This window comes from Aphanizomenon sp. UHCC 0183 (assembly GCF_009712065.1).
Classification (GTDB): Bacteria; Cyanobacteriota; Cyanobacteriia; order Cyanobacteriales; family Nostocaceae; genus Dolichospermum; species Dolichospermum heterosporum.
The window spans coordinates 15,406-31,829 of the sequence record NZ_VILC01000031.1 but is presented as its reverse complement, the minus strand read 5'-3'; the positions used below and the strand labels follow the sequence as shown (position 1 = coordinate 31,829).

Annotated in this window: 18 protein-coding genes; 14 read left to right on the top strand and 4 right to left on the bottom strand. The window is 34.9% G+C overall.

What is annotated here, in order from left to right; translation table 11 throughout:
* Positions 1–65 precede the first annotated feature (65 nt).
* The 4 genes from FJR37_RS12750 to FJR37_RS12730 all read right to left on the bottom strand — a co-directional run bounded on the left by FJR37_RS12750 (position 66) and on the right by FJR37_RS12730 (position 3,937).
* A complete protein-coding gene (locus FJR37_RS12750; protein ID WP_268811996.1) occupies positions 66–365 on the bottom strand; it encodes a DUF2887 domain-containing protein in 300 nt (99 codons plus the stop codon).
* Between the two features lie 99 nt (positions 366–464).
* On the bottom strand, positions 465–1,472 hold the full coding sequence (locus FJR37_RS12745; RefSeq protein WP_039199971.1) for a DUF4435 domain-containing protein: 1,008 nt from the start codon (positions 1,470–1,472) through the stop codon (positions 465–467).
* Position 1,473: 1 nt separating this feature from the next.
* Complete coding sequence (locus tag FJR37_RS12740; protein WP_039199973.1) at positions 1,474–2,895, bottom strand: AAA family ATPase; 1,422 nt, start codon at positions 2,893–2,895, stop codon at positions 1,474–1,476.
* Between the two features lie 538 nt (positions 2,896–3,433).
* Positions 3,434–3,937, bottom strand: a complete 504-nt coding sequence (locus FJR37_RS12730) for a Spy/CpxP family protein refolding chaperone (RefSeq protein WP_039199975.1) — start codon at positions 3,935–3,937, stop codon at positions 3,434–3,436.
* Positions 3,938–4,269: 332 nt separating this feature from the next.
* On the opposite strand from FJR37_RS12730, the gene FJR37_RS12725 reads away from it, so the two are divergent.
* From FJR37_RS12725 to FJR37_RS12670, 14 genes are all read left to right on the top strand, one after another.
* A complete protein-coding gene (locus tag FJR37_RS12725) occupies positions 4,270–5,487 on the top strand; it encodes a sensor histidine kinase (RefSeq protein ID WP_039199977.1) in 1,218 nt (405 codons plus the stop codon).
* A 23-nt stretch (positions 5,488–5,510) separates the two neighbouring features.
* Positions 5,511–6,173: a response regulator transcription factor gene (locus tag FJR37_RS12720; RefSeq protein ID WP_168466188.1), complete on the top strand. Its 663-nt coding sequence runs from the start codon at positions 5,511–5,513 to the stop codon at positions 6,171–6,173.
* A gap of 624 nt (positions 6,174–6,797) precedes the next feature.
* On the top strand, positions 6,798–7,169 hold the full coding sequence (locus FJR37_RS12715; RefSeq protein WP_039199981.1) for a roadblock/LC7 domain-containing protein: 372 nt from the start codon (positions 6,798–6,800) through the stop codon (positions 7,167–7,169).
* A 223-nt stretch (positions 7,170–7,392) separates the two neighbouring features.
* The gene (locus FJR37_RS12710; RefSeq protein WP_168466187.1) at positions 7,393–7,938 is read left to right on the top strand and encodes an ATP/GTP-binding protein; all 546 of its coding nucleotides are present in this window, start codon (positions 7,393–7,395) and stop codon (positions 7,936–7,938) included.
* Positions 7,939–8,015: 77 nt separating this feature from the next.
* Positions 8,016–8,894, top strand: a complete 879-nt coding sequence (locus FJR37_RS12705; protein WP_168466186.1) for a DUF4388 domain-containing protein — start codon at positions 8,016–8,018, stop codon at positions 8,892–8,894.
* A gap of 133 nt (positions 8,895–9,027) precedes the next feature.
* Positions 9,028–9,489 (top strand): hydrocarbon-binding protein, encoded by a 462-nt coding sequence (locus FJR37_RS12700; protein ID WP_168466185.1) that lies wholly within the window; start codon positions 9,028–9,030, stop codon positions 9,487–9,489.
* Positions 9,490–9,585: 96 nt separating this feature from the next.
* The gene (locus tag FJR37_RS12695) at positions 9,586–10,140 is read left to right on the top strand and encodes a protoglobin domain-containing protein (RefSeq protein WP_039199993.1); all 555 of its coding nucleotides are present in this window, start codon (positions 9,586–9,588) and stop codon (positions 10,138–10,140) included.
* Between the two features lie 180 nt (positions 10,141–10,320).
* On the top strand, positions 10,321–12,231 hold the full coding sequence (dnaG, locus tag FJR37_RS12690; protein WP_168466184.1) for a DNA primase: 1,911 nt from the start codon (positions 10,321–10,323) through the stop codon (positions 12,229–12,231).
* Entirely contained in the window at positions 12,162–12,380 is a 219-nt protein-coding gene (locus FJR37_RS27735) for an HNH endonuclease (protein ID WP_325064585.1), read from the top strand. Before dnaG ends, FJR37_RS27735 begins: the two co-directional genes overlap by 70 nt.
* A gap of 750 nt (positions 12,381–13,130) precedes the next feature.
* Positions 13,131–13,595: a hypothetical protein gene (locus tag FJR37_RS26470; RefSeq protein ID WP_217355262.1), complete on the top strand. Its 465-nt coding sequence runs from the start codon at positions 13,131–13,133 to the stop codon at positions 13,593–13,595.
* 30 nt (positions 13,596–13,625) lie between these two features.
* The gene (locus FJR37_RS12685; protein WP_217355261.1) at positions 13,626–14,762 is read left to right on the top strand and encodes a hypothetical protein; all 1,137 of its coding nucleotides are present in this window, start codon (positions 13,626–13,628) and stop codon (positions 14,760–14,762) included.
* A 500-nt stretch (positions 14,763–15,262) separates the two neighbouring features.
* Entirely contained in the window at positions 15,263–15,529 is a 267-nt protein-coding gene (locus FJR37_RS12680; protein ID WP_039200006.1) for a type II toxin-antitoxin system ParD family antitoxin, read from the top strand.
* Positions 15,530–15,577: 48 nt separating this feature from the next.
* Entirely contained in the window at positions 15,578–15,829 is a 252-nt protein-coding gene (locus tag FJR37_RS12675) for a type II toxin-antitoxin system RelE/ParE family toxin (RefSeq protein ID WP_340626548.1), read from the top strand.
* A 142-nt stretch (positions 15,830–15,971) separates the two neighbouring features.
* On the top strand, positions 15,972–16,424 hold the full coding sequence (locus FJR37_RS12670) for a hypothetical protein (RefSeq protein ID WP_168466183.1): 453 nt from the start codon (positions 15,972–15,974) through the stop codon (positions 16,422–16,424).

The following is a 16,424-nucleotide window of genomic DNA, read 5'->3' as shown; positions in this document are numbered from 1 at the left end:
TCCTGCCTGTCCTTGATGATTAGCAGGCAAGATGCCCGCACCACAAGAAATTTTTGGGTATTTTTTTAATTGGAAGTCCCTAACTCAAATATCCGAGCAATTTGTTCTACAGTTAGCCCCTCATTTAACAGTCTAGGAATCGTTTTTAACTTAGTTTCTAACTCAGTCTCTTCTTTTACTTCTTGATAAAACCGAGTTTGCTGCCATTCTGTTAATCCAAACATTGCTTCTAAGTCCTGACGGCTATAGGATGAGAATTTGTAAACCAGCATTCTTTCTACTAATTCTAAAAGATTACGACTCTTAGCCGCATCTGCTTTTTCCATCAGGTTGATCAAACTTTTTGCTTGTTGTAGGGTAAAAATAAGCCATATATCCGTCAGGCTAATTCTTTGATTTCCACAGAGGAAAATTTTTTACGCCTTTATACTTAGGAATCGCCCTGCATTTCCGGCTTATTTAAATCATATCAATTCTTTAGCTAATTTTTCTTTAATTTTTTCCATATTCTGATCAACATTATGATAAATAATATATTTAAAACTGTCACTTAATTTAGTTTCAATATCTTTTTTTGCCATATTTTCAATGCGACTGATTGTTTCATTAATAACTTTTTCTGGGGCTGCACTTAGAGTCCGCTTTTCTTCCTCTATTCTTTGATTCTTCAAGATTTCAATAATTTTTTCCATAAAGGGTTGAACAAATTGCTCAAACACACCATGTCCATTGCAAAATAATAAAATCTCTTCTTCCTTTATTGAATATTGTTCTCTTAATCGTTGTCTTATTTCAGGAATATCATGTTCAAAAGTTGCGTCATACCAACCTTCACCCATTGAATTTTTAATATCTTGTAATATATTATTCACTCTATCTTCAATATTCTGACATAAGATGTTATCATCTCCAAAATTATCGAATTGTGTACCTTCAAAACTTAAAATCTTTTTAAATGTTTCACTGTTTATAAGATTATCAAAATCTCTGACATTATTTTCTCTGTAATAGAACCAAAAATACAATATTGGAGAAACCCTCTGGGAAATATTTTCCAACAAACTTTTAAAATCATAACGTTTAGTGGTTAAATCCTTTGATATTTGATGTAATGATAAATAATGACATTGGAAATTTTCTTTACTATAAACAACTGTGTGGTAAATATATTCAGCAATATACCAAATGTTAGGATCATATAAGTATTCGCAATCACTATCAACGCAAATAATAATTTTTTTACTGACGCAATTTTTAAACTTTTTCAAAATACTTTTTCCGCGAGTTCCCTCGGCAGTAGGATTTGGAAAATCAATTTTATCTTTTAAATCTGGTCTGACATTTTCAATAATACATTCCCAAAATCTTTGATCATAAATATCTTCAACTAACACAGAAATATCACAACCTTTCATAAAGGCATCTTCTACCATTCTGTCAGCCAACATTTGATAATCTTGATTTCTCATCATATTACTTTTTGAATTTTAATTTATTTAAGTATCTATAATTTGGTTTTATTTTATAATACTCTCGCATTTCTTCCAGCAAATTAATTTCATCCGTATTTTTAGCTTTCCCCAGTAAAGTGCTGAAAGTTATAATATCAGGATATAATTGCAGTTTTTCGTTATTACTTATATTTTGAATAAGTTCCAGACCTTCTTCCACTTTATTAACTTTTTTTATCAAAGTGTTAAGTGTAATGTCATTAGGCTTGACATGAGATACTTTTGTATAAGTTTCTGCTTCTATTAAATCAAAAATGTATTTTGCATCGGGATAATTATTCAGCTTAGAAATAAGAGTAGTAAAAGTGATTACATCAGGGTCAATCTGATTTTCTTGGAGAAAATCCAACAATTCCAGACATTCATCTTTTGTAAATGAAGTATACGCTTTAATTTGGCGATTAAATTGATAAAGTTTAGTAAATCTACTGCCTGAAAAACTATTAAAATCATTTTTTATTTTTTGTACGCGCCCTTGTGATTGTATGGTTTTTTCTATAATTGTAGGAGTTTCTGTTGCTAAGTCAACAACAGATTTAATTTCTTCAATTCTAGTTGTTTTTTCAATCCAGCCTTGATAAAAAATCGTGGGTGAATGGGTTGTGATAATAATTTGGCAATGGGGATTTATTTTTCTGATATGTTTAATTAAACTTCTTTGCCAGTCAATATGTAATGATATTTCTGGCTCATCCATTAATAATATATATTCTTCTCTATCTTGCAATAATGTTTTTAATAAAATAAGCAGTATTTGTTTTTCACCAGATGACAGATTTTTGGGTAATATGGGGGTTTGAATACCTGACTTTATAAAGTAAAATTCCTTTTCATCAAATTTTTTTTCTGTATGGCTAAATAGTTCATTTATAATTTCAATAAATATTCTTTTAGGCTCATATATAGCTTCGATTTTAGCTAATTGATTTAGTCTTGTTTCTCTATCATTTTCTTTAAATGCTGCTTCTACTTGATTGGATAAATCTCTTTGATAAGTCACAAATTCCAGTTTTAACTTATCCAATTCGTAATCAAGTAATGTGAGAGATGGATCTAAACTTTTTTCTACAACATCAAAAGTATTAATAAATGATGTAGTTAATGTATAGTTGAAGCCTTCTTTATTACCTGTGATACTCCTATTTTCGCTGTCAACTCTGATAACAATATCATCTTCTAATTCGATAATAATTTCATCAATAGGATCAAATAATCTAAAATTAAGTTGACTGTCTTCAATTGGCTGTACTGCTTCATTAAGCATTTGTAATATTGTTGATTTCCCTGAACCATTTTTGCCAATCAAAACATTTACGTCTTGATTGAGTGTCCATGAATAATTATTTCCCCACAAATTTTTAATTTCAACTTTTCGTATATACATGATTTTTTTAATTTATAGAAGTTATTTCAAATTTTTGCCTTCTTTATCTTGATCAATAAAATAATCGTCACTATCCGGTTCAATGGCAATATACCAACCATAGTATTTATCTAATATTTCTGGTTTTAATCGCTCAAAAATTCCCTAACAACGCTCATAAAATGACTGTATTCTAGCTTTTTCCTGAGCCTTTATTTCTTGGATCTACTGAATTTCGGGAAATACTCGACCACTGCGGACAAATCTTTGGGGTGTAGATTGTGTCATCTTAATTACTTGATTAAAGTGTATTCCTGATTCTAGCATAATGTGCCATAATTCTTAATTTATTGGAAAAATATCTGCACAAAAATGGGATGAGCTTTTATACCCACCCCTGATCTATTAAGTAGGTGAACACAATAAAACCAATCTGTGTAAAGAAAAGTAAAATCGCCCAAACCCTCTTCACTCTTGCCTCTTGCATGAGTGCCTATTGCCTTGCCATAACGACGATTTTCAATGCTAACCTACTTAATCTTATTTGAATAGTTGAAAATTATTGAGGTTTATTTTGTTGACGACGAGAACGCATATTTTCCCGCATTTGCTTAATTTGTGCTTTCTGTTCAGGAGTTAATACCGCGTCCATTTGTTGTTTTGATGACTCTCTAATTTCTTTCATTTTAGCTTTTTGTTCAGTGGATAAGCCTAATGAAGCAAAAATATCTCCTCTTTTTCCACGTCCTTCTCTGCGTTGCTCTTGTCCTTGTTGACGTTGCGCTTGACGTTGTGCTTTATGTTCTGCCATTGCAGCTTGTAATTTAGTCTTTTGTTCGGGTGTCAAAACAGCTTCAATTTGAGTGCGGGTATTGCTACGAATTTCTTTTATTTTAGCTTTTTGTTCAGGGGTCAAATTCAACTTTTTAGCTGGACTTTCTTTTTGCCATTCCTGACCAGCTTGGGGTGAAGATGAATTTTGTTCTGCTTGAACTGCAAAGGGAGTTGCGATTAAAGTCAAAGCCAGAGTACCAGCAATTAGTGATAATGTCTTCAGTTTCATAATTACCTTTTGGTTATGTTTGGTTATGTCGGTTTTCTATGTTCCTATCATAGAGACTAACACCCAGTAACCACATGAGGCAAAAGTCACGTCTACACCCATTACTTTAGTCATGACATTAGCATTCAGATATCTTATGCTTGTTCCATTTTAATTTAATCGTGATACAAATATTTTACAGCGATTTCCAATCATATAAGGTACATCTTAGCCCCCTCATCGCTTGCGGGGAGGGGGTTGGGGGTGGGGTTCTTGTTCCGGGTTTGATGACAATTTGCTGTAAGTCAGGTTGAGGATTTCAGCCTTGTAACTATATCAACTATCAATCAATTATGAATCGTCCTATTCAGTTTAATAATCATCCTTTTCGATTTCTTTTGTATTTAGAATGGCTATTATTGGGATTTTCAGCGTTAATGGCATTAATGCCATCTCCCTCACCGCGCTTTTCGGCAATGTATCCAGAATTGACAATTTGTAGTTTAACAATTTTTGGTTTAATGGGGTTAAGATTGCCTACTTTCAATAAAACCAATAAAATTATTTATACAGCATTAGAAGTTATCTTAATTTTAATTACTGGTTTTTTCGGTGGTAGAAGTGCCAGACTTTTTCCCTTTCTCTATTTAATTTTGGTAACTCGTAGTTGTTTAATTTTTCAACTTCCCGGACGATTAACAGTTACTTTATCTTCATTTATTTTATTTCTATTTACTCTGAGACAACGGATACCTCATGGAAGATTTTCACCAATAGCGCAGGAGAGATTTAGATTTTTTAGTTTCAGTTTGGCTGTTCTATTTGGTTTAAGTTTAGTATTTGTGTTACTACTAATGAATACTGTTTTAGCTGAACGGCAAGGTAGAGATAAACTACAAGCTGCCAACGAAAAACTTCGTCAATATGCCTTGAAAATTGAAAGTCAGGCAACTTTGGAAGAACGCAATCGCATTGCTAGAGAAATTCATGATTCTTTAGGGCATTCTCTAACGGCTTTAAATCTGCAATTAGAAACTGCTTTAAAATTATCAAAACATGATATACCTAGAGCGATGACGTTTTTAGCCACTGCAAAAGAACTTGGTTCAAAAGCCTTACAAGATGTCCGGCAATCGGTTTCTACTATGAGATACCATCCTTTACAGGGACAAACCTTAGAGGAGGCAATTAAGGTTCTTGCAGCGGATTTTCAGCGTTATAATGGCATTTTACCTAGTTGTCAAATTTCTATTATCTCTCCACTGTCTATGGAAATCAGCACTCCTATTTATCGAATCATTCAAGAATCATTAACGAATATTTCTAAATATGCCCAAGCTACAGAAGTTCAATTAGAATTAATAACAACTTTAGCAGGGTTGAAGTTAATAATTCAGGATAATGGCAAAGGTTTTGAAGTGGGGCAAAATACTACTGGATTTGGTTTACAAAGTATGCGCGATCGCACTTTAGCATTAGGAGGCGAATTTCGGATTAACAGCAGCCATAATCATGGTTGTCAAATAATAGTTGATATCCCTTATTCATATCCAGAGATAGCAATAGAATAGCCAATTACCTATTACCAATAAAAATGATTACAGTCTTACTTGTAGATGATCAAAGTTTAATTCGTCAAGGTCTAAGAGCCTTATTAGAATTAGAAGTAGATATAGAAATTGTGGGCGAAGCAGAAAATGGTCAAACCGCAATTAATCTAGTTGAAAAATTACAACCTAACGTAATTTTAATGGATATCAGAATGCCTATCATGGATGGAGTTGCTGCTACCAAAGAAATTAATCAGCATTTTCCTCAATGCAAAATTCTCATATTAACAACTTTTGATGATGATGAATATGTGAAAGCCGGATTACAAAATGGCGCAATGGGTTATTTACTCAAAGATACACCCTCAGAAGAGTTAGCAGTTGCCATTCGTGCAGTTGACAAAGGATATTCCCAATTAGGACCAGGAATAGTCAAAAAACTAGTCACTCAATTTCCGGCTACCTTACCCCAAGCTGTATTAGCTGTACCACCGAACCTCACGGAACTTACCCCCAGAGAAAAAGAAGTTTTGCGGTTAATTGCCATTGGTGATAATAATCGAGAAATTGCCAAAAAACTGTATATTTCCGAAGGTACAGTCAAAAATCATGTCACCAATATGTTGAATCGGCTGAATTTACGCGATCGCACACAAGCTGCTATCCTAGCCAATAGTTTTTTGACATACTTAGAACAAGATATTTGAAATAAATAGCACGTAGTTTCTTTGATGTAGTCATTATTCAGATTACAACCTTTTGTCTGCACCACATTTACATAAGTAGGTTGGTGTTGAAAATTGTCGTTATGGCAAGGCAAAAGGCAAGAGGCAAGAGGCAAGAGTGAAGAGGGTTTGGGCGATTTTACATTTCTTTACACAGTTTGGTTTTATTGTGTTCACCTACTTAGACATACTTGATAATGATAATATTGACAAAAATTAATACACAATACTTAAAACTTCCTATAGTTGACACTCTCAACAAAAACTAAAACAAAATACCCAAAATTGACACCGATTAAATCACCTCAAAAGCTTGTGTCATATAAGTTACACAGCTTAAGATGACAAACAAAGCAATAATCTTAACTTATATTAATAATAAGAAAAACTAAATTCCGTATTTTTTCGGTATCATCTTAGTTTTGACTGGTGCATAATTTAAATCGCAAGGATACTAAAAAAGAGGCCTCTATTTACACAGTCCCATTATTGTTTCTTTAAAATAAATGATACTGTACTACTACAAGTGAAAACAGTTTGTTTAATTCCGTACTTACTTGATTTTCCTACCCACTTTCCCATTTAAAACAACGGAGAATAATCATCATGGCTATCAACTCAGAAAAACTCAGCATGGTTTTACAAAACTTTGTTAGTGCTACTACTGATGTACAGGGAGCAGCACTTGTTACTCCCGATGGACTCCCTTTAGCAGCCAGCTTGCCAGGTGGAATGGATGAAGAAAGGGTATCAGCCATGTCCGCATCTATGTTATCCTTAGGCGAAAGAATTGGTATGGAATTAGCCAGAGGAACTATTGACCGAATCTTTGTAGAAGGCAATAAAGGCTTTGGTATCTTAACTAGTTGTGGTCAAGATGCCGTGCTGCTAGTTTTAGCCAGTGAAAGTGCTAAACAAGGATTACTAATGCTAGAAATCAAACGAGTTCTGGCAGAATTAAAGCTGATCCTCATGTAAATCACATCACCTCGGAGGTAACTTATTCAGAGTTCCCCAATAGATAAATACTGCTGATTCTAGGGAACTTTTTACTTAATTGGATGTGTTTATTTTTGCAGTAAGTAGCTAGATTGGTCGTGTCAGCCTGAGTACGGGATAGTGCCAACCTTGCCAGAATTAAACAAGAAGAAAATAAAAATGTGAGCAACTGTAAACATTTTTGTATCGAAGGGTGATAAAGATGGAAATTATGCGCTTGGTTGTCACAGGAACTGTAGGGGCTGGTAAATCTACCTTTATTCGTTCCGTTAGTGAAATTGAAGTTGTAGATACAGATACCCGTGCAACTGATGAAACAGCATTGCTGAAGAAAAGAACCACTGTAGCCTTTGACTTCGGCAGATTGCAATTTGGTCCAGATATGGCATTGCACCTTTACGGAACACCTGGTCAAACTCGCTTTGACTTTATGTGGGATATTTTGATTAATAAAGCACACGCTTATATCGTACTCATCGCAGCCCATAGACCAAGAGAATTTCGTCAAGCACGGAATATTATCAACTTCATGCAAGCGAGAGTTAGTGTACCGATGATCATCGGTATCAGCCATACAGATCGTCCCGGAGCTTGGGCAGAGGAAGATATATACTTAGCAATTGGTTATGTAGATGAGCAGAATCGGCCTCCTTTAGTTAAGGTGAATCCTAACGAAAGAGACTCAGTAGCAGAAGCAGTAATTCACTTAGTACAGCACTTAATGGAAAGTTGTGCAGTTGAGAGTTAAGAGCTTTTTTGAAAGTACAAATTGGGATTTTGAGTTCTGGGTTTTAATAAATCTCTTCTTCATCAAGGAGGCTGATTATGTCCATTAATGGTAACTTTGCAGATTTTTCTTTGCCAGAACTGCTGCAATTTTTAGATCAAGGCAAAAAGACAGGTATACTTCATATTGAATTGTCATCTGACAAAAATCAAACTAACGCCAAGCAAATTTATTATATTTGGCTGCATCAAGGACGAGTTGTAGCTGCATCTGATCGTTTAGATCAACAAGGTTTAACATTGTTAATTGCTCAACGAGGATGGGTGAGTGAGCGGGTAATCTCTAGGGTGACTCACATTTCTGCCTGTTTTATTAATTCACCTTTGGGACTGTGCCTAAAATCTCAAGGTTTAATCCAAGCAGAACAACTGAAACTATTGTTTAACTCTCAGGTTCTCCGTCCAGTCTGTGCCTTATTTCAAATTAAAGATGGTCAGTTCAAATTTGAACCAATTACAGCTTTACCATTGGGAGAAATGACAGGTTTGAGTATGTCCGCAACCGAAGTTATATTAATCGGATTGCGAGCATTACGAGACTGGAATGCCTTAGCTGAAAAACTACCAGATCCCACCTCTGGCTTATCAGGTCTAAGTTCAAAACAGCCCAAATTACAGCTAAATGCTCAAGAATGGCAAGTATGGGAATTTGCCAATGGTGAAGTTGCCCTAGCCAAAATCGCCGATCAACTTAATCTCGCCGTAGATACAGTATTGCAAATAGCTTTCCGTCTCATTGTGATTGGTTTAGCAGAAGAACATTTTATGGTTGCGGCTACTTCTGTCTCCATGACCGAGGAAGTTTCTACTTACGAAATACCCATAGTTGAACCAGTTCCAGAGCCTACTCAAAAGCCAGCAGTTAGTCAATCATTTCTCAAAAATTTAGTCGGTTTTCTGCGGAGTAAAACTGCTTAATTAATCCTGTTACTGCCACTAGCTTAATTTTGAGAAATTTCTATACTCTATCTTTTACAGAGTAAAAACAGACATTAATTAAATCCAGATACGACTATCAATGAAGAGAATCCTTTAACTGAGAATTTGAATTATGTCATTACGCAAAGAACTAGGCGATTTTAATAGTATTGTCTGTTTTAAATCTGCTATTACAGGTATGGAAGAAGCTCTTGGGGAAAAAGCTACAGCTATTGCCCTAACTACAGCCGGTCGTACTAGGGGTAAAAAGTTAGCTGAAGATTTAGGTTTAGTAGGATCTACACTTTCATTAGATGATGCAGCAGATAAATTAAAACAAGCTTTAGGTAAAGAAGGTACTTGTTTATGTATCGTTGAAAAAATTGTTGCTGACGGCGAACTTATTAGAGTCTATACAACTGAAACCTTATGTTCTGCTGGTGAAGTAGCAGGTTCACTCCGTAAATGCACTTTTACTATGGGTGCAGTTTGGGGTGCTGTTGAACAACTAATTGGTAAACGGTTGAGAGGAACACATACTGACTCAGTTCTCAGAGGTGGTACTCATGATGTGTTTGAATTCACTCCTTTGTAGGAATACCAAATTTTGAGAAATACTGATACTCTATCTTTTATAGAGTATCAACAAAAGTTAATTAAATCCACACCTAACTATTTTTAAGGATTCATTATGGCTATTGAACCTCGCGCTTTTTTGACCACCATGGAAACTCGGATTGGTCTGACAGCTGAAGATAAAAAGGTAATGCAAGCAAATACAGATTGGGGAACAGCAGTTGCTGAAGAAATGGCAAATCATTTTTATGCTTACCTGGGACGTGATGAAGAAATGAATGGTATTTTAAATGCCACTGAGGGACGAGTTCATCGGTTACACGCCACCTTTATTGACTGGTTTAATCAGATGTTCACAGGTATGGATAATTGGGGTGATGAATATGCAAAATGTCGTTGGCACATTGGCTTGGTTCATGTGAAAATTGGTATTGGTCCTCAGCACGTAGTTCCAGCAATGGCAGTTGTGGTTGATAAAGTCGGTAAAAAACTCAAAGCTGATGGTAAATCAGATGAATTAAAAGATGCCTTGGCTAAAGTTTGTATGATTGATTTAGCTTTTATTGAACAAGCTTATGTAGAAGTTTCTTCTGCTGCGGTACTTAAAGAAACTGGTTGGTCAGCAGCCTTATTCAGACGTTTGATTGCTACTGGTGCATCTGATATGTAATATAGACATTTCCAGAAATCAATGTAGAGACGTTCCATGGAACGTCTCTACAAGGGTTATAGGATACTTCTGGAGATGAAATAGTAATACTAAGATACCGGACTTCTTTAAGAAGTCCGGTATCTGTCTATTTGATGTGATTCATCTATAATAGATATCACTTCTCACTGTTTACCTCTCATGCAAATTCCTCGTTTACATCCAGACACTATTGAAGAAGTTAAACTCCGGGCTGATATTGTTGATGTAGTCTCGGAGTATGTAGTCTTGCGGAAACGGGGTAAAGATTTTGTCGGGTTATGCCCTTTTCATGATGAGAAAAGTCCTAGTTTTACAGTTAGTCCCAATAAGCAAATGTATTATTGCTTTGGCTGTCAAGCTGCGGGTAATGCCATTAAGTTTGTCATGGATTTGGGAAAACGCCAATTTGCAGATGTGGTACTAGATTTAGCAAAGCGTTATCAAGTCCCGGTTAAAACTTTAGAACCTGAACAAAGACAAGAATTACAACGGCAGATATCTTTACGTGATCAATTATATACTGTTCTCGCCTCCGCTGCTCAATTTTATCAACACACTTTAAGACAATCTCAAGGACAAAAAGCATTAGAGTATTTAGAAAAAACTCGTCAATTTCAACAAGGAACAATTCAACAATTTGGTTTAGGTTATGCTCCTGCGGGTTGGGAAACTCTTTACCGTTATTTGGTGGAAAGTAAACATTATCCGGTGCAATTGGTAGAACAAGCGGGATTAATTAAACCCCGGAAAGAAGGGGGCGGATATTATGATGTATTCCGCGATCGCCTAATGATTCCCATTCGTGATATTCAAGGCAGAGTTATTGCTTTTGGTGGCAGAACTTTAACAGAAGAACAACCGAAATATCTCAATTCTCCAGAAACAGAATTATTTAGTAAGGGGAAAACCCTATTTGCTTTAGATGAAGCAAAAGACGGTATTTCTAAAGTAGATCAAGCTGTGGTTGTCGAAGGGTATTTTGATGCGATCGCTCTCCATGCAGCCGGAATTAATAACGCCGTTGCTTCCCTTGGTACAGCCTTAAGTTTAGAACAAGTGCGGCTCTTATTACGTTACACAGAATCCAAACAATTAATCCTGAATTTCGATGCTGATAAAGCCGGAACAACCGCCACAGAAAGGGCAATTGGTGAAATTGCTAATTTGGCTTATACAGGGGAAGTCCAATTAAAAATTCTCAATTTACCTAATGGTAAAGATGCTGACGAATATCTACATAGTCATACCCCAGCAGATTATCAACAACTATTAACAAATGCGCCACTTTGGCTAGATTGGCAAATTCAAAATATTATTAAAAATCGAGATTTAAAACAAGCCACCGACTTTCAACAAGTCACCCAACAAATAGTTAAACTATTGCAGAATATAGTTAATAGTGATACACTTAATTATTATGTTTCCTACTGTGCAGAAATCCTGAGTTTAGGAGATACTAGACTGATTCCTTTAAGAGTTGAAAATCTCTTAACTCAAATTAAACCCGGTAGTATAAAACCCTCAATTCCGCGCACAAGCAGACCACCTACTAAAACCCCAAAGCTATCTTTAGTAACAACTGAACGGAGTTTACTAGAACGAGCCGAGGCATTATTATTAATTATTTATCTTCATTCTTCCCAGCAGCGGCAAATAATTATTGAAGATTTAGAAACCCGCAATTTAGAATTTAGTCTTTCTCATCATCGCTTTTTGTGGCAACAAATGGCAGAATTCATAGTTGATGAAGTTGATTTAATTTCTAGTGTGCAAAATAGATATTTAGAATTAGGGGAAGAATTAGACATAGTTTCCCATATATTTCATCTCAATGAAAAAAATAAAACAGAAATATTGCGAACTCCTCACGTTATCCAAGCAGCACTAGCTTGTATGGAAAGAGTATTCAGAGAAAAACGCTATCGTTATTTTATGGAACAATGGGAAAAAATAGACCCTCAAACCGAACCAGAAAAAGATAAATATTATGCTGAAGCCATATATATAGAAAAAATCCATTTACACGACTTGGAGAAACAGCGACAATTTTCTATTACCGATTTAATTTAGTCAAAAATAATAATTCTATCCGTGTCTCTATCCTGAAAATCCTGATTTCTAAACTGACGCAGTTACATCTTCATCATAAAAAGTCAAAGGCTCAGGGTGGTGGTGACAATTACGGCAACCTAATACTTGTATATTTGTACTATCATTAGCAAATACATTCTGGAACAATCCGTAGTTTATGACTTGCTTGAGCCGGATGCGTTATAAGTTCCATGACATCGTAAGCTAAACCAATAATTTGCGCTGCTAATTCATAAGAATACCCGGTAAGTGGGAAACTCAGCGTCTTTAGACCTGAGAGGGAAACGACACTTCGACAAGCTCAGTGACCGCACGAGCGGTTTTAACCGCTGTGGATATTAAAATTAAAACCAGATTTTTGATTGGAACCTGGAAACCAACTCCCATTTCTGGGGTAATGTTAGCTAGATGCCTCCGGCACGCTGGCGCGAACGACCTGTTATAAGAGCTTGTTAGGCTTGCAACACTGTTCCAGTGACCTTAGAACTGTTTAATCACAAGCGACAGAGCGGGGAACTAGCTATGCCTGACGGCACGCTGGCGCGAACGCATTCCGAGGTGTCGTGACTCAAATAACGGCTACCCTTCGACAACGCTCAGGGTGGTCTGGTCAGTACGGCTTGCTTGATTACTCTTGCAAGCCCAGTCCCTTTAGGGCTGGGTTACTGACTATGTTCTCGTAAACTGCGGGCGACTCCTGTACCAGGTTCAGGATTATCAATAGTATATCAGATAGCATTAGACAATCTAATGATAGTCAAAGCAATAATGACGAAATATCATCCAATAATAAACAAAATTTAGATTTTAATAAAAACAATAATTTATTGAAATCTAACATAATAGACTTAAATAGCAATTGCATAGAGAATCCCAAATTGCAAAATGTATTAAATAGAAGTCAAGATGCTGAAGAAACTAAAAAATTAGTTATACCTATAAAATTTGAAGATATAGTTAAATTAATTGGTACAAACATGGCCAGAATGGCAGAATTGATTGTTCCCGTTACAGAGTTTGAAGAAAAAATTATACAAGTTGTCAGTGATATAGATTTATCTGGATATCTTTTATTCTTGTATGGAACTTCTGGTGTGGGTAAATCAACTTTTATAAGTTCATTGGAATTTAGAAAGCATATACCAATTCAAAAAATCGAATCTATAGATGCACGTAAATTAATAATTGATGATAATGAATCTATTGCCAAATTAACAAAATTATTTAAGCGCATAGATAGCATCTCAAATAATTTCTTTATGGAAAATAAAGATAATGATACGAATAAACTGTGTATTGTTATTGATTATTTAGAAAGTTTAGATGATGAAGATGGTAATTAAGTAAAAGGTTTCTTTAGAGATTTAAACGGATTGCTGCGTCAATATCCAATTATTATTATTTGGCCTGTAACAGAAAAGAATGATTTACAAACTATGCAAGGTTTTGCAAAAAGTTTTTCTAGCACAATGTTTCATAGAACAATTCCATTTATAGATTTTACTGGTCCACTAATTCAAGAATACCCAAATATTGCAAAAAGAACTATTCAAATTTTTAATAATGGTAAAACTTGCTATGATTTTCAATTAAATGATAATGACTTTGAGGATTTGAAAAATAAATACGAAAACAAACCCAAGGAAAAACATTTAATCAGAGATTATTTAAATGATGTAATAAGTATCTGGGAACGAAAAACCGATTATCTTAGTAAGATAGTTAGAAGTGTTCCTCGACCTACAGAAGTTTGGTTTATATTTTGTTACCCAGAAGCAGAAAATACTGTTGCTCAATTTGCTAAACAGTCTTACGATTTTATAGATGAAATGTGGAATGCTGAGTTTAAAGCACTTTATACATATATAAGTGGACATACTCAAAGAAGGGCTGATTGGTCTTCTGATCGTCTTAATCTTGCATTAAATGGTATACTGACAACTAAAATTATGTATTTACCTACGAATGCTTTGGTTGGTTGTATAGCAGCTTATTCTAAAGAAGCAGGGTTAAATATATCAAAAGAAGAATTTATCAATGATTATAAAGTTCCTGAATCTTGGATTAGTAAACAACACGCTAAAGATAGATTAGCTGTAACTCCTCTATATTTTCAGTTATCAGGTCGTTCAATGACTGTAGGGAAACGGAAAAGTGGGCCTGTAAAACAAGCATTAAAAACAGCAACCGAACCATTTGATAAATTCAACGACAATGTATACAAAAAAGTAATAAGTGATCAACGTTTTAATAAGGCTTTATATTATGCTCTCGATGAGATATTTATTCAAGACCAATCTAATTTAGAATTGAGTTGTGAAAAGATCCATCCATTTTTACCAACAATTAGACCAGACATATTAATTAATGTTCATAATAATAAATATATTTGTTTAGAGTTTTGTTATACAAATGACAATACTCCCGGTAATATGGCTGACTATGTTTTGAGGAAATTAAATACATATATGAAACAATTATGGATGGAACTAGGTTTACCACCTTTATAATCCTGACTTTTCCCGTTAAGTCCCGAAACGTCCAAATAATAAGGGTTTTGGAATAAAGCCCAATTCTCAATAAACGATCTTTAATGAGAATAATTAACGAAAAAATAGGACTTTGGGACATGGGTTCTAATAAGCAATTGCTCAACTGGAAAGATAACGGGAAAAGTCAGCTTTATAATCTGGCGTTGCTGAATTGAGGTATAAAAGTCAAGAATTAAATTTCTCAAAATCTTCCTCTTTGCGCCTTTGCGCGAAACAAATTCATACTTGTAATTAGCAACGCCTATAATCTTAAAGCGATCGCATTTCTGGTGTAGAGTTAAGAGCGATAGCGAAGCGCTCCGCAGGAATCGCATTATCTGATGTAAAATTAAGAGCGATACCTTATCTTTAAAACGCTACCGTGAACGGTAAGCTTCACTAACACCTTGAAAATAATTAAATTTTTGGAATTATATTACAATATTTATTATGTATAGCCAACTTAATCAAAATTTATTATGAGCATTAGTCTTACACCTAAGCAAGAACGCTTTATTGAAACAAAGCTGCAAACTGGGAAATACCATTCTGTAGAAGAAGTCCTAGAAATCGCTCTCAAGTTGCTAGATGAGTATGATCGTTCTGAGACAGCATGGGTTAAGGAAGTGCGCGAAAAAATTGATGCTGCTATTGCAATTTCAGAACACACAGCACCTATTGACGGTGAAACATTTGTAAATCAAATTTTAGATCGTTTTCAGCAACAGGGACAGATACAAAAATGAATCGTTACGTTATTAATATTCTCGCTAGTCGTGACCTGAGCGAGCGAAATTGCTGAATACTTCTCACAAAACAACCTAGAAGCAGGTGAAAAATTTTTTCAGGAATTTAATCGCAAATGTCAACAATTAGTTTCCTTTCCAAACAGTGGTAAAAGCTACTCAGAAATACGTGCTGATTTACGAGGATTACTGATTGAAGGCTATATAATTTTTTATAGGGTCTTGGATGATGGAATTGAAATTTTGCGGGTAGTAGGTGGTCGTCGTAATCTTCCCTCTGTTTTTGATGATTCTCAATAGAATAAATAGGATAAATTTTACCAGACTGTGAGCTACACTAACGTATTTCTGATGTAGTGTTAAGAGCCATAGCGAAGCGCTCCGCAGGAATCGCATTTATAATGAAGATATTGCAATAGTCAATGTCACGAGGATTAAAAAAATGGACGTTACACAGCTTAGTAACAAAACAATAGAACTATCTGACATTACAGCTTGGGATAAAAACGGAAATAAACTTTTAGTATCAAAAGTTAGAGCTAGAAATATTGTAGAAGATATTACTGCCAAAGTCGAAGATATCCTCAAGTTTGAGTATGAACATAATAAAGTTATAATTCCTTATGCTATGACTGCTACCCGTGAAGAAATTAAAATTTTTCAATGGGATGGTGAAAATCTCAAAACTATTTACACTTTTCCAACTCATGAAGTTTTATCTGAATATGATCCAGAATTTAGTCATAAGAAGAGGATTTTTGAATATTATCTCGAAACATTAGTTGAAGGATGGTTGAGAGATTTGGCTGATAATTGGAAAACAGATAATCCACCAAAATCAAAAGAACTAACTCAGATAGGTTTTGTAGATAAAATTGCTGATGCAGCACAATAA

Coding starts and splice junctions, on each gene's coding strand:
- FJR37_RS12745 (WP_039199971.1), bottom strand. CDS start 1,472: ATGATGAGAAATCAAGATTATCAAATGTTGGCTGACAGAATGGTAGAA.
- FJR37_RS12740 (WP_039199973.1), bottom strand. CDS start 2,895: ATGTATATACGAAAAGTTGAAATTAAAAATTTGTGGGGAAATAATTAT.
- FJR37_RS12730 (WP_039199975.1), bottom strand. CDS start 3,937: ATGAAACTGAAGACATTATCACTAATTGCTGGTACTCTGGCTTTGACT.
- FJR37_RS12725 (WP_039199977.1), top strand. CDS start 4,270: ATGAATCGTCCTATTCAGTTTAATAATCATCCTTTTCGATTTCTTTTG.
- FJR37_RS12720 (WP_168466188.1), top strand. CDS start 5,511: ATGATTACAGTCTTACTTGTAGATGATCAAAGTTTAATTCGTCAAGGT.
- FJR37_RS12715 (WP_039199981.1), top strand. CDS start 6,798: ATGGCTATCAACTCAGAAAAACTCAGCATGGTTTTACAAAACTTTGTT.
- FJR37_RS12710 (WP_168466187.1), top strand. CDS start 7,393: ATGGAAATTATGCGCTTGGTTGTCACAGGAACTGTAGGGGCTGGTAAA.
- FJR37_RS12705 (WP_168466186.1), top strand. CDS start 8,016: ATGTCCATTAATGGTAACTTTGCAGATTTTTCTTTGCCAGAACTGCTG.
- FJR37_RS12700 (WP_168466185.1), top strand. CDS start 9,028: ATGTCATTACGCAAAGAACTAGGCGATTTTAATAGTATTGTCTGTTTT.
- FJR37_RS12695 (WP_039199993.1), top strand. CDS start 9,586: ATGGCTATTGAACCTCGCGCTTTTTTGACCACCATGGAAACTCGGATT.
- dnaG (WP_168466184.1), top strand. CDS start 10,321: ATGCAAATTCCTCGTTTACATCCAGACACTATTGAAGAAGTTAAACTC.
- FJR37_RS12680 (WP_039200006.1), top strand. CDS start 15,263: ATGAGCATTAGTCTTACACCTAAGCAAGAACGCTTTATTGAAACAAAG.
- FJR37_RS12670 (WP_168466183.1), top strand. CDS start 15,972: ATGGACGTTACACAGCTTAGTAACAAAACAATAGAACTATCTGACATT.